Genomic DNA, 22,853 nt, shown 5'->3' with positions numbered 1-22,853 from the left:
TAAAATAGTACACTTTAGTTGATTGGAGTGTAAGCCGGTGACTCCGAGAGGAATAGCATGAGCCGAAGACCCCGCAGGAACGCAGTGACGAGGAAGCTGAAGCCATGCCCGCGGAAAGCGTCCGATTGAAACGGAAATCAACGGGTTTAACACTATTCCAGATTCGGGCCATTTAACGGACAGTTTTTTGATTAAACAAAGTCATTTTGGCGGTAGTCTTTGATGAAATTTGTACTAATATGTGGGCCGCAAGCAGTTTGCTAAAATAAAGGAGTGTTATTTATTGTCAAAGGGAATACTTCACCACGTTGAGATATATGTTTCTGATTTAAAAAGGACAATTGACTTTTGGGGTTGGTTTCTTGAAGAATTAGGATACAGTCCTTTTCAAGAATGGGAAAGTGGACGAAGTTGGAAAATAGATGATACTTATCTCGTTTTTGTTCAAACAGAAGAACGTTTTCTTGACGTCCCCTATCATAGATGTCGAGTGGGATTAAATCATTTAGCATTTCACGCTGGTTCACGTCAACACGTCAATGACATAACTAAAAAATTAAAAAGTAAGGGGATTTCTATACTTTATACAAATCAGCATCCATTCGCTGGTGGAAATGACTATTACGCTGTTTATTTTGAAGACCCAGATAGAATAAAAGTGGAACTTGTAGCACCTTAACAGTTCTATAAACGGATGCAGTTAATAAATAAAAGTTGTTCTTTATTAGGATCAATTGAAAAGTATTATGATATCTGTGTGAGATGCAATTCTTATAAGGGGTAGGGAATTGTATGGATTTGTTAGCACTTTATTATTAAAAGTATACAGGAACTGTAGTAGCTTGTGATTACGTCGAGTGGGCGTAGCGTAAGTTGCCTATATTATTGTCAAGAAGTCTTCAAGCTTGTCAGTATGACGGAGCCGTTGAATCTATTTAAAATGACGTGTATGTTCAAACGTCTGAAACATTGTATTTACAGTATAATAAATTAAAGAAATCCAAGCTTCTATGTTATACTTTCATAATGAATTAAATAATTTGGAGAGTGAAAACACATGATACGGTTTGAAAATGATTATACAGAAGGTGCACATAAGCGTATTCTAGAACGATTGATAGAGACTAATGAAGAACAAACACCCGGATATGGTATGGACGAACATTGTCAAAATGCTAGAGGTTATATCCGAAAAGAGTGTGATGCTGAGCATGCAGACATACACTTTTTAGTAGGGGGAACTCAAACGAATACTACTATTATTGCTTCAATTTTACGCCCACATCAAGGTGTAGTATCTGCAATTACTGGTCATATTGCATCTCATGAAACTGGAGCAATTGAAGCTACGGGTCATAAAGTGCTCACTGTGGCGAGTGATGATGGTAAAATTCAAGCAGAGCAAGTGAAGGAACTATTTGATGCGCATTGGAATGATGCTAATCCTGAGCATACGGTACAGCCAGGCTTGGTTTACATTACTAATCCAACAGAACATGGAACGACTTATAGTAAAGCCGAATTGGAAGCTTTGAGTAAAGTTTGTCAGGAATGTGAAGTGCCATTAATATTAGATGGCGCTAGATTAGGGTATGGTTTGGCTTCAATCGATAGCGATTTAACATTGGCTGATATTGCAAGGCTTTGTGATGTATTTTACATAGGCGGAACGAAAATTGGTGCGATGTTTGGAGAAGCAGTTGTTATTACAAATGAAGCGCTTAAAACGGATTTTCGTTACTTTATCAAACAAAGAGGAGGTCTACTAGCTAAAGGTAGACTATTAGGGATTCAGTTTGAAACCTTATTTGAAGACGGCTTATACTATGAGATTTCCGAACACGCTGTAGAAATGGCGACCATAATTCGAGAAGCGTTTGTTAAAAATGGATTTATGTTACGTTATGATTCCAAATCAAATCAGCAGTTCCCGATTTTACCGGAAAAAGTAATTTTAGAACTAGGAGAGAAGTATTCGTTTTCTTTCTGGGAGAAATTTGATGCTACACAAAGTACTGTGAGAATCTGTACAAGTTGGGCTACGAAAAGAGAACATGTAGAAATGTTTGTCAACGATTTGAAACGTATATGCGGTTAGATTATAAAATCACTACAAACTTAATTCTTCGATTTAGTTGAAGATACTTTAGTTCAATTTCTTATAATACAGAGATGATCCTGGTAGCTGTAGCATTAATAATCGTATTAATAAATTTATTGGATAATTGTGCGCCAATAATGAAGAAATCCTTGCCCCTTAAATTTACATAAGGGACGTCTCATTGGCAACATACACACATAACTATCTGCTTTCTAGGACGATTTATTTTTTAGATTTGACATTAAAGCTATTTAAATTTATAGTAAAGCTACAAAATAATATATTCAACTTCCGTTAAGGGGAGTAGCTTATACAGTAAAAGTCGTCAACACAGGATTTAAATCCTCGGCCTTATTGGCAACAATCGTTGTTTGCGAGACCTTACCAATTATTTGGTGAGGTCTTTTTTAATTTGAGACACTATGACCAAGAATTGGTTATAGTGTCTCTTTTTTATTTTTTGAAATTTATTGGAGGTTAAGCTTTGAATAATTATCTAGAACTTGTAAATTCAGTCATCATTAACAAGAAGAATCGACTTATTAGCTCCGATAAATCTTTAAAACTTGTTGGAACAGGGAGAAGTGCATTTGTTTTCAGAATTAAGTCATCAAATAAAGCAATTAAAGTTTTCTTTCCAGATTTTACGTACATTGCTAAAGAGGAAGCTGAAATTTATAAATCACTTCAACATATTAATTATTTTCCATCTATTTATGAAACCGGATTGAATTATGTTGTTATGGATTACATCGATGGTTATACACTTTTTGATTGTATGACGCATGGGAAAGTCATTACATTGGATCATATTAAAGAAATTGATCACGCATTATCATTGGCTTCAGATTTGGGATTAAATCCTTCTGACATTCACTTGCGTAATATTTTCATCACTTCTACTAATGAGATAAAGCTCATTGATGTTGCTCGTTATCGACAAATAAAAGACTGCAGGCAATGGAGCAATCTTAAAAAAGCCCATCGGCAATTATACAACAAACGATTCTTTTTGAAGAAAGTTCCTACTCCTTTCTTAAATATCGTGGCTTCCCTTTATAAAAAGGGACTTATGCCATATTATCGATTATGAAGAATTAATCGTGCACTAACACAATTAATATACAGTCCTTAAATACATTACACTCTATAATTTAGAGAGTAAAATATATTTAACTGGGTTTTGATGACAAGTATCCAATGACACCAGCCTATATTAAACGTACTTATAGAGGCTTCCATGCCCCCCGTAAAAGGACCATTTTGTGGAAAGATAATAAGTTTAATTTCTCACTAAAAAAATGAGGGATTAGGCTTTTTTATCTTTTGTTATTTTTCACATTACCCTACTAGTAAATGCGGTTCATTCTTTTGTATTCATTACAATAATTATTTAAAAAACTGATTGCATATGTCGGAATATTGTAATACATTAAGAGGAGCTTTAATAAACAATAATTGAAATATTTTGTTAGATAACAGAGAAATAGGGGGAGAAAAAATGAAAAAAAAGAAATGGGCAATGTTAAGTGCGCTTGGTATTTCGGCAATGTTGTTACTCGCTGCTTGTGGTTCAGATAGCAAACCTGAAAGTACAACAGACGATAAAAAAGGTGATAGTGAGGACAAGTCTTATAAATTAAAAATGTCGGTTACGACGAGTGAATCTTCTACATGGTTTTTAGCAGCAGAAAAGTTTGCTGAAGATGTAAAAGAAGAGACGGATGGCCGAATTAATATTGATGTTTTTGCAAATGAACAATTATCAAGTGGTGACCAAGGAAAAGGCGTAGAACTTGTATCTAAAGGATCAACAGACCTAAGTTTTCACTCAACAATTATTTATTCTATACTTGACCCGAGATTTGGCGTAGCAAGTGCACCGTTCCTTTTTAAAGATTTTGAAGGTGTCGACAAAGTGTTCTCTGGAAAAGGTGGAGAAATGCTTGCAGAAGTACTAGAAGAAAAAGGAGTTAAAGCTTTAGGATTTGGTGAAAATGGTTTCCGTCAAATTACGAATAGTAAAAAGGAAATTAAAACACCAGAAGATATGAAGGGATTGAAAGTACGTATTCCTGGAATTACAATGTATACGGATCTATACCGTGAATTAGGAGCTGATCCAACAACAATGGCATTTTCTGAAGTGTTTACTTCTCTTCAACAAGGAACTATTGAAGGACAGGAAAATCCTATTGATGTAATTCATTCTTCTAAACTTCAAGAAGTTCAAGATTATATTACAATGTGGAATTATTCCTACGATCCACTCGTACTAGGTATTAATAAGAAGTTGTTCGATTCTATGAGTAATGAAGATCAAGAAATGTTTGAAAAGCTTGGAAAAGAAGCTGGAGAATATCAAGTGAAAATCGGACGTGAAAATGAAGTTGCTCAAATTGAAGAACTAAAAGAACTAGGTTTGCAATTTTATGAACCGACAGATGCTGATCTAGAGAAATTCAGTGAAGCGGTTGAACCTGTCTATGAAAAGTATGCAAGTATTTGGGGACAAGATCTTTTAGACGCATTTAGAGATCAGTAATAAAAGGGGGCAATGTGAATGGAAAAAGCAATTAGCAGATTAGAAGAATGGATTGTTATAATTGTTTTCTCTACTATGTCTATCATTGCTTTCTTGAATGTTATATTCAGAGAAGTCGGAAGTTTTTCCCTTTCATTTACGGAGGAAATAACGATTAATTTATTCGTCTTATTAACATTTGTAGGTACTGCCATAGGTGTGCGAGAGCATGCACACCTTGGCTTTACATTAGTATATGATTATGCAAATGGCCTATTTAAAAAACTAATTATATTATTCGTAGGTTTAATTATGGCGCTGTTATTTTTAGTACTTGTTTATTTTGGTATAAAAATGGTTCTTTATCAAATTGACACCGGGCAGAAGACGCCTTCGCTGGGTTGGTCACAGTGGATTTTTACATTAGCTATGCCGATTGGCGCGCTATTGTGTTTAAACCGATCGTTACAGGCCACATTTAAAGAATACAAAGCCTACGGCGCTGGGAAGGAAGAAGCGTTATGATGGCACTTACTTTATTTGGTTTATTTATTGTGCTTGTTATGCTTCGGTTGCCGATTGCTGTTGCACTAGCAGTTTCTTCGATTGTTGTTATCTTTATGGGAAGTGGTCTATTTGGACTTGAACTTGTTGCGGATATTATGTATTCAAGCGTTGCTAAGTTCACATTGCTTGCGATACCTTTTTTTATTTTAGCAGGCGTAATTATGGAACAGGCGGGTATTTCAAAACGACTTATCGACTTTGCTCAAGCACTCGTTGGACATCGTAAAAGTGGTATTATTTTTGTAACGGTAATGACGGCAATTTTCTTTGCGGCAATTTCAGGTTCAGGGCCTGCTACAGTAGCGGCTATTGGTGGAATTCTTATTCCTGCAATGGTGAAAAATGGCTATAAAAAAGAGACAGCTGCTGCACTTGTTGCAAGTTCTGGTGCAATCGGTATTATTATTCCGCCAAGTATTGCTTTTATCGTGTTTGCAGTAGTAGCTGGTGATCAATTACCTGTATCCATTGCGCGGTTATTCATGGCGGGCGTTGTTCCAGGATTATTAATAGGGCTAGGATTAATTATTGCAGCGATTTATATTCGGAGTAAACAAGATAAGAAAGACGGCATGTTGGCTCATATCGTACCACTTGAAAAAGCAACACCGAAAGAACGTTGGAAGGCTTTTGCAGACGCAATTTGGGGAATACTTATTCCCGTTATTATTCTAGGTGGAATTTACGGCGGTATATTTACGCCGACAGAAGCAGCTGTTGTTGCTGTGTTTTACGGGTTATTTGTAGGGTTCTTTATTTATAAAGAATTAACACTAAAAAAAATGTACAGTATTTTGGTAACATCATCTATTCAAACGGCTGTCGTAATGTTTATCGTTAGTGCTGCTTCGGTTTACGCGTATATTATTACAACTGAGCAAGTTGCAAAGCAAATTTCAGTAATTATGTTTGCATTAACGGATAACAAGATAATTATATTACTAATAGTGAATGTTATGCTTCTTATCGCCGGTATGTTTATTGATGCTATTTCAGCTTATTACATATTTATTCCGATTTTACTACCAATAATGATATTTTTGGAAATTGATCCGACTGTCTTTGGGGTATTCATGACAGTAAACTTAGCGATTGGACTTTTTACACCGCCAGTCGGCCTCAACTTATACGTAGCAAGTGGAATTTCAAAATCTTCGCTAGGTGAAATATCAAAGGCCATTATACCTTTTGTTTTTGCTTCAATTATTGTGTTGTTGCTATTAACTTTCATTCCCCAAATTTCAACATTCTTACCGGATTTATTAGGAATTAAATAGTAATGGTGAAAATTATTTCTATTTAATTAATAATAATAGAAGTGTTTAAAAGTTGAGAATGCGCCCTGTCGTTCAAATGTGAACGATAGGGCGCATTTTACAGTTATAGAGGTGAATTCTGATGAAAAATAATCGTTATGAAAATGAAGATAAAAGTATACAACCTTCTACATTCAAGGATTTACTAAGGTGGCGAAAAGAAAGAAGGGGGAAACGAAAAGATTTATCCTATCAAGTTCCTATAATTAAGAAAGCTGAAACAGTCTTCTTAAGATCAAATAGTACAATCCCGACAATCACTTGGATTGGCCATTCAACCTTTTTAATCCAACTAAATGGACTAAATATCATAGTGGATCCAGTGTGGGCAAATTATCTTGGTATGGATAAACGACTCTCGCCACCAGGCCTTCCAATTAATGAGTTGCCGCCAATTGACATCGTCTTAATTTCTCATAGCCATTACGATCATCTGCATTTTTCTTCAATAAAAAGACTGACTGGAGATCCTACTTTTGTCGTTCCTATAGGGCTAGTCAATGCATTTCAGAAAAGGGGCTATCAAAAAGTAGTTGAATGTTCATGGTGGGATGTCTATGAAGTAAACGGGTTATCAATTACTTTTGTACCGGCACAGCACTGGTCAAAAAGAACGCCAATGGATACAAACCGCTCACATTGGGGTGGATATATAATTAAAGATTCGTATCAGACGATTTATTTTGCAGGTGACAGTGGCTACTTTGAAGGGTTTCGTACGATTGGTGAGAAGTTTGAAATTGATTATTGTCTAATGCCGATTGGTGCATATGAGCCGGAGTGGTTCATGGCAGCCCAACATGTTAATCCGGAAGATGCTGTTAGAGCCTTCATTGATACGCAGTCAAAAGTAATGATTCCGATGCATTATGGTGCTTACCGTTTAGCGGATGACACACCGAAAGAAGCGATTGATCGATTATTAACAGAATGGGAAAAGAGAGAATTAGAAGATAAGAATTTAAGGTTTTTGATGATTGGAGAGACCATAAGAATTGATACGATATGTAAGAAATAGATTTAAAAATAAAACACGTTCAGCCGTGAATGTCAGCATTTTTTTCTCGGTCAATATTCAATTAATATGTAGTTGGAACTTTTTTAAAACAACAAAATTCAATCAGCGTGAAATACAGCTGATTGAATTTTAGCTTCAAAAAATATTTAAATGGTTTTTATTAGTTGAATAACTGTGACTGCTATTTTTATTAATTAGTAGCAGGGTCCACCGTGACCTTGATTATTATCATTTCCCATAAAAGAAGCTCCAACGATGATAAGCAAGATAAACAATACAACGATTAACGTAAAACCAGAATTATTACCTGTATTCCCACATTTTTCAGAAGACATTTATTTTCCCCCTTTCCCATTGCTACTTATAGAATATGTCAAAAATTCAAAGTTAATAGGGCTTGTTTAACTTTTAAATTCATAATTACCTTAACTTGCTACAACGAACAACATATTGTTCGAGAACGTTCTAACTCAACTATATGTTGTGGTGGAGTAGCAATAAAACACTATTATGAAATTGATTGATATAGTTGAAAGTTTAATATTCCGTAGTAATTCATAAGGGTTTTACTAATTGAGAAAAGCCACAACTAATTCAATTAGTTGTGGCTTTTTTTGATGAAGGCTTAATTATTCTCGTTGTCTTTGATTTGTACTCAAATGAACAAAATATGATTATTTTTCCAAACCGGTTTTCTGTTCGTAAAGCTTAAGTTTCGTATAAATTGTTTCTAGAATAGGTACTTGAACTTTATGTTCATATGCATACTTCAATAAAAATCCTTGTAAGTGATCCGCTTCTAATGGATAAGATTTTTCAATATCGCGTTGCATAGAAGATTTCATCTTATAAGGCATTTTATTTATTTTTGTTATAAGGTCTTGCGTCATTGTGTCATGTACAGGCATGTTGATTTTCCTCATTATAGCTTCTAGTTCTGAGAAAAGTGCACAAACGGTATTTTGACCAGTTTCTAATTCTAAAATCGTGCCAATTGGGGATTCCATAAGTGAGGTAATACCTGAGAAGACTGTGATGAATAAATATTTAGACCACATTTCTTCATTAATTTGACTACTTAATGTAAACCTCGCATTAGTCCCTTCAAAGACTTTTTGTAATTCATTCATCCGAGACGTAATTTCACCAGATCTCTCGCCGTATATAATTTGGTGGGCAGGGCTTTTTTGTAAAACGGTACCTTGTTCATCCAATGTTGTCTCTATGTAACAAAGTCCACCAATAACCGCATTTTCACCGAAAACTTCTACTAATTTTGCAATATGAGCTACGCCATTCAACAAAGGGAGGATTATTGTGTTCTCTTTCATAAATGGACGAATATCCTCTATTGCTTGAGCAAGATGGTAGGATTTTGTTGAGATAAGTATGACATCGAATTGTTCACCAGTATTTTTTGTTGTAATTAGACGTGGAATAACCTTTGAGTCACCGTTAATACTTTGTATGACCAATCCCGTTTTCTCTAGCTGTTCTTTGCGCTTTTCTCTAACAAGGAATGTAACATTCTCCCCTTTTTCTGCCAACCTACCTCCGAAATAGCCACCAATCGCACCTGCGCCAACTACCAATAGATTCATCACATATTCCCCCTAATTATTGTGTATTTAAATTCAGTATACAATAGACTGCAAACTAATTCTCATTCATTTTCGATAAGTTTAATATGAAGTTTACAATTTCTTAAGTAAAAGAGTGAAGCACTTTTTTGTGCAATAAAATAGATTTGCAAGAATATAATTAGATGCGTTAAATCATAGGATTAAATTGTATTGTTGTGTGGGGAGGCATTTTTTATGAAATGAACTAAATAAATCTTTTTGTGTACTATGTATTAAAATAGCATCCAAATAAATTTTCGAATTTTGAAACTATTATGCGTGTTAAACCGTCTAATAGGTATGTAATTACTTGATTTCAAAAGAATTGATAAAAGGAGGCTAGGTTATGTGGGGAAAGAAGAAAAAAAGATCTGTTATTTCTGTAGTATTTGTACTTGGGCTGGCTATGTCAATGTCAATGCCAACGTATTCATTTGCAGAGGTAGTATCCGCTGAGACAACGGCCCAAATCGGACAAAAATTAAAGGGCACAGTTGTAGATCACTATGGTGAAGAAATTATCGTTAAAACGGAAGATGGTAATCGCTATCATATAGGGTTATATTTATTTAATACAGAAAAAATTGAGTCAATGAATATTTTACCTGGTGATACAGTTGAGGTTGAAGGTGAAGCGCTTGAAAGTTTTGATGATTTATACGACTTTAATTATTTTAAGAGGTCGCTTCCCGAAGGAGTAACGGAAGAGGAAATGGAAAAGTTAGAGATTTTATATAATGAAGTAAAAGTCTTGGAGAAAAGTGAGACCTGGGAAGAAACAGATGAATTATGGCAAAGTATTTACGGGATTATTAACCATTACTACGAGTCAGATTGGGAACCAGAGCCTTTTGAAGATTACATCGGTATGTTCGATTATGACTTTACTAGCGAGGATCTAATTCAATTGGAAGCACTTTATAATGAATGGTCTGTAAATACAGATTACAGTGATGAAGCATCTTATGAAAAAATGGATCTGTTTTATGAGATTATTAACAGCTATTATGTGACGCCAACTTTTGATGAATATATTGAAGATATGGAGTTAACTATTTCTGAGTCGGATTATGCTGTATTAAAGCAGTCCTATGATGCATTTCATCAGTCTTTTGAAGATGAAGATGAAAGTGTTGCTATAGAAAAAATGGCGGCATTTGATAAGCTAATATATCCATATTTCCGTGCTACTTATCAACTACCGACATTTGAAGAATATATAGCTGATTATGATTTTGATATAGTTGAAGATGACATGAATGAGTTGCAAAAAATATATGCGAATATACTAGATGTAGAGAAGAATGGTAATTATGAAGAAGAAGATGGTCTATGGCAATCGTTCTATGAATTGTTAGATACTTATTATGAAATGGAAGAAAGCACTCCGTTTCGTGCTTTTAAAGTAATTGTAAAAGGTGAAACTTTTCAATAAAATGAACACTTAAAAAAATCCCCATTCCTAATTAAATAGGAATGGGGATTTTTTTTTTTGGTTCAAAAGTAGTTTATATTTGGATTATAATGACTAGCACTTAGATTAGAGTACGTTGCAAAAGTCCTTGTAAATTAAAAAATCTGAGTATAAGATAGAGTTATGTATGGATACAATTGGAAGTTGTACTAGAAAACTTTGAACGGGTGTGGAATGTGAAAAAGCGTCAATTTCTTATCTATATATTGTTATTTTTGGTTGTACTAGGAACTACTTATTTTGCAATTAAAAATTATAATGACACGAAAAAGTTTGTATTGGATTCGATTGAAAGGGAAACAGATGAATTATTAAATAGTTTTATAATAGAAGTCAATCGTTTTTCGCTGGAGCGAATCGCTGAAATCCAATTAATGGCTGAACATCTTCCTTATATTATGGAGAATGAAGAGAATGTCGTTTCATTTTTAAGAGGACAAAATGAGGCAATGCCTTATTTTACAGGCCTTGGGTTTATCACTCCAGAAGGTGAAGTTAGGGCAGCGGATGGTACGAGGTTTCCAGTGAAGCAAAAAGAATCCTTTGAACGGGCGATTACGGGTGAAATAATGTTTAGTGATGTTTTTACACTCAATCAAGATTCTACTCAAAAAGTAACATCGATTTCTGTACCAGTAGTTAATAATGACGGCACAATTATTGGTGTGTTATCAGGCGTCATCAATTTGGGTAATATCATTGGTAATTTAGCTGAACAATCGAATCTTCCTGGAGTTATTTATTTATTGAGGGATAGAGAAGTAATTTTTGTATCGAATATGGAAAAGAAGTTTGAAGAGATTATACCTAACAGTTATAATCTTTTAAATGTAATTGATGAAAATGATAATGGTAGTTTAGCCAATAAAGATGATGAAAAGCATTTTATTAAATATGGACATACTTGGAATGACTGGGTTGTCGTCGTAGATTCAAGTTCAAACCCAGATACCGAAGAAATTACTACTACGTTTTGGAATAGTATTATTTTGGTTTTAAGTGCTTTAATTGTAACGGCTAATTGTACAATCAAGTTAGCCACCTAAATTTAGACAAAAAAATGGCCATTATAAAATTTCGTGTATCATTGAAGTTGCGAGACTAACAATGAGAGGAAGTTTTATAATGGCACACACCGAGAATACCATACAAAACCGTAAAAACAAACACCTATCCGCTTTTGAGCGTGGTCAAATTGCTGCTTTACACCAGGCGAAGCACTCCAATCGTGACATCGCTAGACGCTTAGGGCGCGTTCACCAAACGATTGCCAATGAGCTGAAGCGTGGAACAACGACTCAACTTAAGACTGGACGTACGCCATACACGGCTTACTTCCCTGAAACAGGACAAGCTGTATACGAACAGAACAGAATCAATTGTGGTGCTAAAAGTAAGCTGCTTACCGCTGTCGATTTTATTGATTTTGCTTGCGACAGAATCACCAACCATGGTTGGTCTCCAGATGCGGTTGTTGGATTTGCGGACAAACAAAACGACTGGAAAGGCAAGCCAATGGTGTCCACTAAAACCCTTTATAACTACATTGACCTAGGTTTATTAACCGTTCGAAATATTGATTTGCCAATGAAAACTAGGCGTAACACAAAGACCAAGCGCGTCCGAAAACATCGTCGGATTTTGGGTACAAGTATTGCCGAACGTCCTGTCGAAATCGAAAGTAGAGAAGAATTCGGACACTGGGAAATTGATACGGTTGAAGGACAAAAGTCCGATGATAACGCATTACTGACACTCATTGAACGTAAAACAAGAAACTATCACGCCATCAAAATTGATGATCAAGACCATGACTCAGTTGACTACGCGATGACTCAATTACAACAGGATTTCGGTGACCTTTTCCCACAAGTATTCAAGACAATTACTTCTGATAACGGCAGTGAATTTTCCAACCTGTCGTTAGGTTTAAAAGATATCACGGATGTCTATTTCGCTCGGCCTTATGCCTCTTACGAAAGAGGTTCCAACGAGCGCCACAACGGTCTTCTTAGACGCTACATACCGAAAGGTAAAGCGATATCAGATTACTCAAGGCAAGCGATCAAACGCATTTATCAGACGCTCAACAATTTACCAAGAAAAATTCTCGACTACCAACAACCAGCAGTCCTTTTCGAACAAGAATTAGCTAAACTAGCTTAATATTGTATAAACGCAATCGAGATCAAGACTAGTCTTCTAAGCTAGAAGAAAAACCTACACCTTCATAAATACACGGAACTATATTTGAGTGGCTAACTTAATATTGCAATTTAGGCTTTAATTGTAACTATAATAATTTGTATATACCTCTTTCAAATGGATCGACGCGAGAAAATGCAGTCGCGGCGTGATTTGTTGACGGGGCTAGACAATCGTTTAGCTTTAGAGGAAAACTTTGCAAACAATTTACAACAAGAACCAAGTAAAGTAGTTACTTTATATTTTATTAAATTGGATAGGTTTTCTGAGATAAATGAACGAGTTGGTTATCTTATCGGTGATGAAATTTTATTTGCTATCGGTAAGAAATTAAAACAGCTTCCAGGTAAACTGAATTTACATAGAGTAGGGAATGAAGAATTTGTTGTGACAACTAATGCGGACGCAATTCCAGAGCGGTTTGATTATGCAGCTAATATTGTAAAAGTGTTAGAGCAACCAATTCGAGTGGAACAAGAAGGGCAAATTTGGATGACGACAAGTGTTGGTATTCGGGCATCAGTTGATGAGGACGATTTAAATCTTATGATGCAAGATGCGATGTTTGCATGCCATAAAGCAAGTAAATATGGCGGCAATCAATTTGTCTATTTTACGGAGAAACTAGCAAAGGAAAGCGAACAAAATCGACTTGTTGCGAACAATTTGGATCAGGCGCTTGAAAATGGTGAATTTTATTTAGTGTTTCAACCAATTTATAGTATTGCGATGGATCGAATCGTTAGTTTTGAAACGTTACTACGATGGAAATCTCCTGTATTAGGGGAAGTTGGCCCTGTAGATTTAATTCCCTTGTTAGAAGAGAATGATTCAATTGTTGAAGTAGGTAGTTGGCTTATTCAAGAAGTTGCTTTACAAGTAATTCGTTGGGAGCATGAGGGTTATAAGGACTTTACAGTTACTTTAAATATTTCAATTAAACAACTTCAACATGATGGTTTCTTAGAAGATGTTAAAGATATATTAAAAGGTACTGGTGTAAATCCGAAGAAACTCGTTTTTGAAGTAACTGAATCAATTGTTGCTCAAAATATTGAAGCGGCTACAAAAATATTAGCAACCCTTAATTCAATGGGGGTTAAAACGGCAATAGATGATTTTGGTACTGGCTATTCTTCTTTGTCTATATTAAAATTGTTACCTTTTCAATATATGAAAGTCGATCGTGCATTTATAATGGAGGTATTGAGCGATCAAGGAGAGTCCGAATCAATTTTAAATGGTGTCCTTGAAATTGCAAGGGGTTTAAAATTAACGACAATTATGGAAGGCGCAGAAACACTGGAGCAGGTGTTATTATTAAAAAAGATGGGGGCTCACCGTATTCAAGGATACTATTTTAGTAAACCGGTGTTACCTGAAATCGCAGTTGAATTTTTGAAAAAGGAAAAGCTATTGGATTTAATGACAAAAGTATAAAATAAGTCCAGACACTTCTGTAAACAAGTGTCTGGACTTATTTTTATATATTTATAGTTACGCTAATGAATTACTCTTATTGATATGGTATTTAGCAATTAAAATGTGTTTTACCACTTATTGTAGAGAACTTTCATAAATAAACCTTCTATTATAATGCGCTTCATCAAAGAAATAAGTTACTTAAAGTTCCTGCATATATGACAACAAAAGTCCTCTTTCGTGAAGACTAAGTTATTCTAAAATTTTGATGGTCACTGTTTTACGTCCCCAGTTAAGTGCGTCTTGTCGATGCTCCATAAAGACGTCAATAATATTACCTTTAATAGCTCCGCCGATATCTCCAGCGATTGCTTCACCATAGCCTTCAACCCATACACGTGAGCCAAGTGGGATTACATTGGGATCTACTGCAATGACTTTTTGATTTGGATTTGATCTTAAGTCGATGCCGGTGTAAGTTGTTCCAGAACAACCCGTGCAATATGCTGTATAAGCGGTCGCAGTCATAGTCATTTCTTTTGATGATGTACTAGGTGGTGCTGAATTCACAACAGGCGGTGACTTTGTGACGGGTGGTGATTTCACAGTAGGTGGATCGGGTTCATATGATGCAGTGCTGGTTTGCGTTGTTTTACTTATCGACCCTATAGATAATTCGTCCCCAGGATGTATTAAATTACTTGATATTGTATTTTCTTTCATCAAATCCTTCACAGGAATGCTAAAAGTTTCAGCGATTTCTACTAGGGTATCTCCTTTTTCGACTACGTAAGTTTCATCGTCCGATTTAATTACTAGTTGTTGTGAAGGAAAAATCAATGTCGAGTCTAATTTATTCAAAGCTTGTAAGTCTTCAACACTTACATTATTATTATGTGAAATACTCCATAATGTGTCTCCGGCTTTCACCGTATGAACAGATGATGCTGAAGCTTGTCCATTGAATAGACCGATACTTATTATGGTAATAGCTAATAATATCGCAATCTGTTTTTTCATATTATGAACTCCTCCTTTATTATGAAAATAGTGGTTGACCAGATGAAGCCTTGTAATTGTAATTATTCAGATGACTTACTGAACAAATAAACCCCGGCCAGGGTAAATGGCATCATCGGAATTAGTAGTATCCATTTCAGGTAGATTACATACATAGGAGTAGAAAGTTTAACAATTAAATAGCATGATTTTAGTTGAAGTTATTCTTGAGAAATTCTATTAAGTAAATGATAATGTCTAATTGCATGGAAACTTTACTTCAATATATTTAATTCAATCTTGATAAAATGACAAAAAACAGCCAACCCAGATTAATTGAGCGGCTGTTTAATTACTATCTTTTTTAGACATTTAAATAACTAACAAGCTTTAATGTTTAGCAGTTTTTATTGCAGATTTCAAAGTGAATCCAACATATCCATTACTTGCTACTTCTGTACATTTTTCACGATATGGGCCGACACCTCCTAGGTACAATGGGAAACCACGAGGCTTATCCTCAATATTTGCGCCTGTGTACCATGATTCGGTCTTCGTGAAGAGTGTGGCTTCAGCAATTTCACTACAATGCTCGCTCCAGGCATTCTCAGCCTCGACAGAAGCTTCAATCGTATCCATATGTTGTTCGCGAAGATATGCAATACAGTCGGCTGTCCATTCAACATGTTGTTCAATTGAAACAGGCATATTGCTTAGAACAGATGGACTTTCAGGACCAGTAAGCATAAACATGTTCGGGAATCCTGCTGTTGCAATTCCAAGATAAGTCTTAGTTTGTGCACCATCGTCCCATTTATCTTTTAATGTCACGCCGTTTTTTCCGCGAATATCCATTTTAAGAAGTGGACCCGTTACACCATCATATCCAGTAGCAAATACGAGTATATCCAACTGGTGCTCTTCTTCAGAAGTTCGTAAACCATTCATTGTAATTTCTTTAATAGGCGTATTTTTCAAGTCGACTAGAGATACATTATTCCGGTTAAATGTTTCATAATAATTAGAGTCTGAGATAGGGCGCTTTGTACCAAAATAGTAGTTCCCCATAAGTTTCTGTGCGACTTCAGGATCCTCAATAATCTCACGAATTTTAGAACGGATAAATTGAGTAACTGTTTCATTTGCCTCTGCATTAGTAGACAAATCATTGTAAGTCACGCCGAGCGCCCAAATCCCCCCATGTTCCCATGCTTCTTCAAAGATTTTTTGGCGCTCTTCTGGCGTGTCATCCAATGCGGATATATCGCGGGGTTCTTCTGAAACACCTCGCATAGATTCGCGTACTTTTTGTTTTATTTCACTATACTTTTCCTTCGTGTTTTTAATGAACTCTGGGTCATATGAATGGTTATTTGCTGGAACACTATATTGTGGCGTACGTTGAAAAATAGTTAGATGTCCAGCTTCTTTTGCAATAACGGGTATTGACTGGACCCCACTTGAGCCAGTTCCGATAACACCTACACGTTTTCCTTTAAAATCAACCTTGTCATGTGGCCAGTGCCCTGTATGAAACCAATCTCCTTGAAAGTTATCCAAGCCTAAAAACTCTGGAATATTAGCTGCAGAAAGACAACCAACACCTGTAATGAAGTATTTCGCTGATATTAGTGAATCATCATCTAATTGAATTAGCCATCTGCTATTTTCTTCATCGAATCGGGCAGATATGACACGTGTCTTAAACTGTATATCCCGACGGAGGTCAAATTTATCCGCCACAAAGTTGAGGTATTTTAATATTTCGGGTTGCTCAGGGTATTTAGAAGACCATGTCCATTCTTTAAACAGATCTTCAGAGAAAGTATAATTATAATAGATACTTTCTGAATCACAACGAGCGCCAGGGTAGCGATTCCAATACCAAGTGCCACCTACACCATCAGCGGCTTCATAAACACTTGTGGAAAAACCAGCCTTACGTAAACGATGAAGCATATATAGACCAGAAAAACCTGCGCCGACAACCACAGCATCAAGTAAAATTAATTCATTTATTGGTTTCATAGATGTCATATCATTTTATCTCCTTTTTAATTGTAAATATTATGATTTATCTTTTCGAGAAAACTTTCGATTTGACTTATAGAACTTTTAATACGATCAGAGAAAATAGCCATATTGGTAAAATAACCATGAACTAAGCCGGGCTCGCATTTATATTCAACGTAGACATCATTATTCTTGAGCCGTTCTGCATAGGCGAACCCTTCATCACGAAGCACATCATGCTCGGCAGTAATGACAAGCGCGGGTGGTAAATCACTTAAATAGTGTGCCATTAAAGGTGATACGTAGACATTCATCTGATCTTCTTCCTCGTTTAAATAATGATTTCGGAACCATTTCATAAGGACTTTATCTAATCCATAGCCTTTTTCGTACTTTTCATAAGACATTGTATCAAAGGTTAAATTCGTTACAGGGCAAATTAATACTTGGGCCGCTATATCTGGTCCATTATTATTCCTGGCTAAAAGTGTCATAACCGCAGCTAAATTTCCGCCAGCACTATCACCACCAACGACAAGTTTTGATGGGGTTCCATTAATTTTTAATGCATTTTTACTTATCCATTGAAGTGCGGCATACGAATCTTCTACAGGTACGGGAAACTTGTGTTCAGGTGAAAGCCTGTAATCAACAGATACGACCAGGTGATTAGTTTGATTTGCTAACATGCGACACGTTGCATCTGCTGTTTCTAAGTCACCAAGTACCCATCCACCTCCGTGATAATAAACGAATATTGGGAAGGGGCCTTGTCCTTCAGGTGTGTATACTCTAATCTTAATTTCATCATCTTTATTAACTGAAATTGTCCAATCCTCAACTTTTTTGATAAGTTCTAAAGCGATATCTTCCGAATCGACTTGTGCAAATATTTCTCGAACAGAGTGAGGATTCAGCGAGTGAATTTCAGGCAGATTTTTAAACATATCTAAATATACTTCTGATTGTTTGTCCAAATTAGTCAATAACGACCCCTCCAATTTTAATCCAAAATTTTGAAGTGTTACATATTGCTATTCGTTTTACTATATGTAGTGAACCTTAGTTAATATGCAAAACAAATCTATTGAGTTAAACATAAAAAACATTTACTTAACTAACTTCAACTTAGTAATTTACAGTAAATAAACTTTCTAGAAGATTCGACAAGAGTAGTGATTGACCTCAGTGAACTATTAGTTTATTCTGAATAGGTAGGAAGTTTAGGTGTTTAAATAGTTTGTTACAGTATTCTAAAATGGAAGGGTGGAAATTATTGATGCTTAAGAATGATTTTTATTCACAGGAAAATCATGGGCCTTACCAAATTTACGAACTAGGAGACTTTGAATTAGAAAGTGGCGAAATAATTCCTGATTGCAAATTAGCCTACAGTACCTTTGGAGAATTAAACAGTTCAAAGAATAATGTCATAGTAATTCCGACATGGTTTTCTGGGACAAGTAAAAACTATGAACCTTATATTGGTGAAGATAGAGCACTAAATCCAAATGAATATTTCATCATTGCTGTGAATCAAATCGGTAATGGTCTTTCAAGTTCACCGCATAATAGTCCTGCACCAATCGCGATGCGAAATTTCCCTAATGTGAGAATTAGTGATGATGTGCGTGCACAGCATCAACTGATTACCGAATTATTTGAAGTGGAAGAAATTGCACTCGTTGTGGGTGGATCTATGGGTGCTCAGCAAACATATGAATGGGCAGTTAGATATCCAGATATGGTTAAGAGGGCGGCACCAATAGCAGGAACAGCCAAAAATACAGCCCATGATTTCTATTTTACAGAAACCTTAATGGAAGCTATTACTTCAGATCCAGGTTGGAATGATGGACATTACCGTTCCCATACTGATGTGGCTGACGGATTAAAAAGACATGCAAATATTTGGGCAGTTTTAGGATTAAGTACAGAGTTTTATCAACAAGAAAAATGGCGTCTATTTGGGGTAAGTTCCGTTGAAGAATTCACGACTGGCTTTCTCCAACCTTTATTCCAAAGTATGGATCCCAATGCACTTCTAACGATGGGTTGGAAATGGCAACGAGGCGATGTTAGTGGAAATACAAAGGGCAATCTTGAAGAAGCGCTAGGTAGAATCAAAGCAAAAGTTTTTGTTATGCCAATAGATGAAGACATGTTTTTCCCGGTTAGAGATTGTGAGGCAGAACAAAAGCTAATTCCTAATAGTGAACTTAAAGTGATTAATAGTATTTGCGGACACTTCGGATTATTTGGTGCCGAGGGTGACGATTATTATAAGCAAATTGATATGTATTTGAATGAGCTGCTTGCGATTCCTGTATTGGAGACTGTTGGAGAGTAATCGCGTAATAAGTAATTATTTAAATAGTGTTACGTCAACCTCATTTTTAAGGTTGACGTTTTTTAATTTGATAAAAAATCAAACAAATTTTAAGAGAAGATATTGATTGCATTCCATACTATTCCAAAGGCTGTGTATCAAAATATCTAGGTCAGGTATTATTTTTTTATATTTGTTTCAAGTAGGGACTTTATGACTACTGAAATTGTTGTTTTAATTGAATATTATTACCTCTTATTTGATGATTAATCACAAATATTAGTAGCAATAGATTAGTTTTTAAGTTATGATTATAGTTCGATAGTTTAGAATGTTTTATTATCTGTTAGAATAATAGAAGAAGGTGTGTTTGTTGAAGATGAAATCATTATTTACTTTTAAATCATCAATCAAGATGAAGTTAATCGCTATCTCATTTTTACTTTTATCAATTCCATTAATTATTACAGGAACGCTTGCTTATAAGAAAAGTGCAGCCAGTCTTGATGAACTTGGCGCAACGAATCTGAAAAGCGGAGTAGAAATGACGTTAGAATTTATTAATGTTTTAAACGAAGAAGTAGAAAAAGGGAATCTTTCTTTAGAGGATGCCCAAGAAAAAATGAAGGTTATCCTGTTAGATAAAAAAGATAAAGATGGTGTTCGTTCATTAAATCCGAATATTGATTTAGGTGAAAATGGATACATATTTGTGCTAGATGATACTGGCACTTTACTTTTACATCCTAGTGCAGAAGGGAAAAATAATTGGGAATCATTAGATCCGAATGGTTTTCTTTCTACACAAGCAATCATCAAAACAGCGCAAAATGGTGGAGGTTTAACTCATTTTGCGTGGACATTACCAATGGATGATAGTAAAATCGGCTCCAAAGTGGCTTATTCAAACAGAGATCCGCATTGGGGATGGAATGTTGCTGCTGGAACTTATATGATGGATTTTAATAAACCAGCTCAACAAATTTTGAATTTAGTTTTGATTGTAACTGGAATTGCTTTACTCATCGGAACAATCGTTATCTGGTTTTTTGCAAATTATATTTCTAAACCAATTAATTTAGTTACAAAACATATGGATTATTTAGCAAATGGGGACTTAACACAAAGCTCGATTCATTTAAATACAAAAGACGAAGTTGGACAACTTGCAAATGCTATGAATAAAATGCAAGATGCTCTGAAGAATATAATAGAAAACGTTTCTACTGCATCTAACACACTAACAAGCCAAAGCAGTATTTTTAAGCAGACTGCATGGGAAGTTAATGAGGGCGGTGAACAAATTGCGTTAACGATGCAAGAGATGGCATCCGGATCTGAATCACAAGCTTATAATGCGACAGCTTTAACTGGAATGATGAGTAACTTTAATTCGAAGATAATTGAAGCGAATCGAAATGGTGATGAAATTTCTAGCTCATCGAATGAAGTATTATCCATGACGGATGAAGGAAAGTCCTTAATGGATAATTCAGTTATTCAAATGGAGAATATTCATCAAAAAGTAAGTCTCGCAGTTGAAAGTGTGAAAGTGTTAAATGAAGATACAAGAGATATTCCTCAGCTCGTAAAAGTTATTCAAGGCATTGCAGAGCAAACAAATCTGTTATCTTTAAATGCTGCAATTGAGGCTGCAAGAGCAGGGGAACATGGAAAAGGGTTTGCGGTTGTAGCAGCTGAGGTCCGTAAGTTAGCGGAGCAAGTTTCAAGTTCTATAGGAGAAATCACGACAATTGTTGACCGCATATTAAAAGGTTCTGACCAGGCAGTAACTGCACTTCAGTCAAGCTTTGAAGAAGTTGAAGAAGGAACAAACCAGATTCGCGTGACTGGACAAACATTTGAAAGTATTAATCAATCAGTTACTAAGATGGTAGATAAAGTACAAAATATATCATTGAATTTACAAAATCTTACTGAAAACAGTGATGAGATGATTAAGTCATTTGAAGAGATTGCTTCTGTCGCTGAAGAATCCGCTGCAGGTGTAGAAGAAGTAGCCGCTTCGGCACAGCAATCTAGTAGTTCAATGATTGAAATAACACATAGTTCAGAAAAACTTGTAGAACTGGCTGAAAACTTAAATGAACAAGTGAAGAAGTTTAAACTTTAAACATTACTTTTAATGATAGAATTTGAAAATATAATTAGAATTAGAGGAGTGGAGCATATTTTGCTTCACTTCTTTTTTGTTTTGAAATGTTCTAGTAGATGAAGGCATTTGACGGGTTTGAAGAATAGACTGATAAAGAATATGTGTAATTTGAATGAAAGGAGGATGAGGTGTTGAATAGGGTATTTACAAAATCTACGATAGCTTTAATGTTCCTAGTACTAATCTGGGGTATTAGCTGGCCAATCTATAAGTTATCTGTAGTCTATGCACCTCCACTTTTATTTTCAGGTATGCGTGCCTTGTTGGGAGGAGTCTTGGTTACACTTATCATTTTTAAAATGCGTTGCAAATTAAAATGGCGGAAGAATTGGCAGAAATACTGTATTTCAGCATTGTTAAATACAATTCTCTTTTTCGGTTTGCATACTGTTGGATTAAATCATTTACCAGGTGGTCTTTTTTCGGTTTTAGTCTATTTCCAGCCAGTTCTTTTAGGATTATTTGCCTGGATTTGGTTAGACGAAAACATGAACTTTATAAAAGTAGTCGGTCTTATAACTGGATTTATTGGAATTATAGTCGTTAGTTTAGACGGTTTAACTACCCATATATCAATAGTAGGAGTGGTTTTAGGATTATTAACTGCATTTTTCTGGGCTTTAGGCGTAATATACGTCAAGAAAGTTAGTCATGATGTAGATGCATATTGGATGGTTGCAATGCAGTTTACAATTGGTGGTATTGTGCTGCTTATTATGGGCTCAATTACAGAAAGTTGGGCGGCAATTGAATGGCATAGTATGTATTTATTTGGACTAGGCTTTGGCGCAACATTGGGTATTCCAGTTGCATATGTCATTTATTATAGACTGGTTAACGCTGGAGAGGCTGGTAAGGTCGGTGCTTTTACCTTCTTCGTTCCGATCATTTCGGTATTTTTAAGTACTGTTTTTTTGGGTGAGCCTCTTACTTACAAGCTTATCGTAGGGCTATTGTTAGTTGTTGTAAGTATTTGTTTTGTGAACTATAGCAAAAGAATTACAAGTGTTATTGATCATGATAAAGACTTCGACTAGTGTGCTGTAGATTTGGGTGTTATAATATCAAAACGTAATAATAAAAGGAG

General features: G+C 35.4%; 19 protein-coding genes. 14 read left to right on the top strand and 5 right to left on the bottom strand.

The genetic code is table 11. The features are described from left to right. Positions 1-283: 283 nt before the first annotated feature. From AC3RV6_RS13240 to AC3RV6_RS13210, 7 genes are all read left to right on the top strand, one after another. Positions 284-679, top strand: a complete 396-nt coding sequence (locus tag AC3RV6_RS13240; RefSeq protein ID WP_489746505.1) for a VOC family protein — start codon at positions 284-286, stop codon at positions 677-679. A 378-nt stretch (positions 680-1,057) separates the two neighbouring features. Next, positions 1,058-2,098, top strand: coding sequence for a threonine aldolase family protein (locus AC3RV6_RS13235; protein WP_489746504.1), 1,041 nt, complete (start codon positions 1,058-1,060; stop codon positions 2,096-2,098). A gap of 487 nt (positions 2,099-2,585) precedes the next feature. Further along, a complete protein-coding gene (locus tag AC3RV6_RS13230; RefSeq protein ID WP_489746503.1) occupies positions 2,586-3,194 on the top strand; it encodes an AarF/UbiB family protein in 609 nt (202 codons plus the stop codon). Positions 3,195-3,602: 408 nt separating this feature from the next. Further along, positions 3,603-4,646 (top strand): DctP family TRAP transporter solute-binding subunit, encoded by a 1,044-nt coding sequence (locus AC3RV6_RS13225; RefSeq protein ID WP_489746502.1) that lies wholly within the window; start codon positions 3,603-3,605, stop codon positions 4,644-4,646. A gap of 18 nt (positions 4,647-4,664) precedes the next feature. Then, positions 4,665-5,150, top strand: coding sequence for a TRAP transporter small permease (locus AC3RV6_RS13220; protein WP_489746501.1), 486 nt, complete (start codon positions 4,665-4,667; stop codon positions 5,148-5,150). Then, positions 5,147-6,469 carry a TRAP transporter large permease gene (locus AC3RV6_RS13215; RefSeq protein ID WP_489746500.1) on the top strand — a complete coding sequence of 441 codons (1,323 nt, stop codon included), beginning with the start codon at positions 5,147-5,149 and terminating at the stop codon, positions 6,467-6,469. The genes AC3RV6_RS13220 and AC3RV6_RS13215 overlap by 4 nt, the downstream gene beginning before the upstream one ends. Before the next feature lie 121 nt (positions 6,470-6,590). Continuing rightward, positions 6,591-7,526 carry an MBL fold metallo-hydrolase gene (locus AC3RV6_RS13210; protein WP_489746499.1) on the top strand — a complete coding sequence of 312 codons (936 nt, stop codon included), beginning with the start codon at positions 6,591-6,593 and terminating at the stop codon, positions 7,524-7,526. 194 nt (positions 7,527-7,720) lie between these two features. Here the strand turns inward: AC3RV6_RS13210 and AC3RV6_RS13205 are convergent, their stop codons facing one another. Both AC3RV6_RS13205 and AC3RV6_RS13200 read right to left on the bottom strand, forming a co-directional pair. Next, positions 7,721-7,861, bottom strand: coding sequence for a YjcZ family sporulation protein (locus AC3RV6_RS13205; RefSeq protein WP_489746498.1), 141 nt, complete (start codon positions 7,859-7,861; stop codon positions 7,721-7,723). A gap of 339 nt (positions 7,862-8,200) precedes the next feature. Next, complete coding sequence (locus AC3RV6_RS13200) at positions 8,201-9,127, bottom strand: ketopantoate reductase family protein (RefSeq protein ID WP_489746497.1); 927 nt, start codon at positions 9,125-9,127, stop codon at positions 8,201-8,203. Positions 9,128-9,494: 367 nt separating this feature from the next. On the opposite strand from AC3RV6_RS13200, the gene AC3RV6_RS13195 reads away from it, so the two are divergent. The 4 genes from AC3RV6_RS13195 to AC3RV6_RS13180 all read left to right on the top strand — a co-directional run bounded on the left by AC3RV6_RS13195 (position 9,495) and on the right by AC3RV6_RS13180 (position 14,267). Continuing rightward, on the top strand, positions 9,495-10,583 hold the full coding sequence (locus tag AC3RV6_RS13195; protein WP_489746496.1) for a hypothetical protein: 1,089 nt from the start codon (positions 9,495-9,497) through the stop codon (positions 10,581-10,583). A gap of 215 nt (positions 10,584-10,798) precedes the next feature. Next, a complete protein-coding gene (locus tag AC3RV6_RS13190) occupies positions 10,799-11,668 on the top strand; it encodes a PDC sensor domain-containing protein (protein WP_489746495.1) in 870 nt (289 codons plus the stop codon). A gap of 76 nt (positions 11,669-11,744) precedes the next feature. Next, on the top strand, positions 11,745-12,788 hold the full coding sequence (locus AC3RV6_RS13185) for an IS30 family transposase (protein WP_489749252.1): 1,044 nt from the start codon (positions 11,745-11,747) through the stop codon (positions 12,786-12,788). A 174-nt stretch (positions 12,789-12,962) separates the two neighbouring features. Continuing rightward, positions 12,963-14,267: a putative bifunctional diguanylate cyclase/phosphodiesterase gene (locus AC3RV6_RS13180; protein ID WP_489746494.1), complete on the top strand. Its 1,305-nt coding sequence runs from the start codon at positions 12,963-12,965 to the stop codon at positions 14,265-14,267. Between the two features lie 234 nt (positions 14,268-14,501). Here AC3RV6_RS13180 and AC3RV6_RS13175 read toward each other — a convergent pair whose 3' ends face one another. From AC3RV6_RS13175 to AC3RV6_RS13165, 3 genes are all read right to left on the bottom strand, one after another. Next, entirely contained in the window at positions 14,502-15,269 is a 768-nt protein-coding gene (locus AC3RV6_RS13175; protein ID WP_489746493.1) for a 3D domain-containing protein, read from the bottom strand. Between the two features lie 369 nt (positions 15,270-15,638). Then, positions 15,639-17,285: a flavin-containing monooxygenase gene (locus AC3RV6_RS13170; RefSeq protein ID WP_489746492.1), complete on the bottom strand. Its 1,647-nt coding sequence runs from the start codon at positions 17,283-17,285 to the stop codon at positions 15,639-15,641. Between the two features lie 17 nt (positions 17,286-17,302). Continuing rightward, positions 17,303-18,247, bottom strand: a complete 945-nt coding sequence (locus AC3RV6_RS13165; RefSeq protein ID WP_489746491.1) for an alpha/beta hydrolase — start codon at positions 18,245-18,247, stop codon at positions 17,303-17,305. Between the two features lie 293 nt (positions 18,248-18,540). Between AC3RV6_RS13165 and AC3RV6_RS13160 the strand changes: the two genes are divergently transcribed. The 3 genes from AC3RV6_RS13160 to AC3RV6_RS13150 all read left to right on the top strand — a co-directional run bounded on the left by AC3RV6_RS13160 (position 18,541) and on the right by AC3RV6_RS13150 (position 22,803). Next, on the top strand, positions 18,541-19,611 hold the full coding sequence (locus AC3RV6_RS13160; RefSeq protein WP_489749255.1) for an alpha/beta fold hydrolase: 1,071 nt from the start codon (positions 18,541-18,543) through the stop codon (positions 19,609-19,611). Positions 19,612-19,969: 358 nt separating this feature from the next. Beyond that, positions 19,970-21,724, top strand: a complete 1,755-nt coding sequence (locus AC3RV6_RS13155) for a methyl-accepting chemotaxis protein (RefSeq protein ID WP_489749254.1) — start codon at positions 19,970-19,972, stop codon at positions 21,722-21,724. Between the two features lie 173 nt (positions 21,725-21,897). Beyond that, complete coding sequence (locus tag AC3RV6_RS13150) at positions 21,898-22,803, top strand: DMT family transporter (RefSeq protein WP_489746490.1); 906 nt, start codon at positions 21,898-21,900, stop codon at positions 22,801-22,803. Positions 22,804-22,853: the final 50 nt, after the last annotated feature.

This window comes from Sporosarcina sp. So3-204, assembly GCF_058068165.1.
This window is presented reverse-complemented; position numbering and strand designations above follow the sequence as displayed.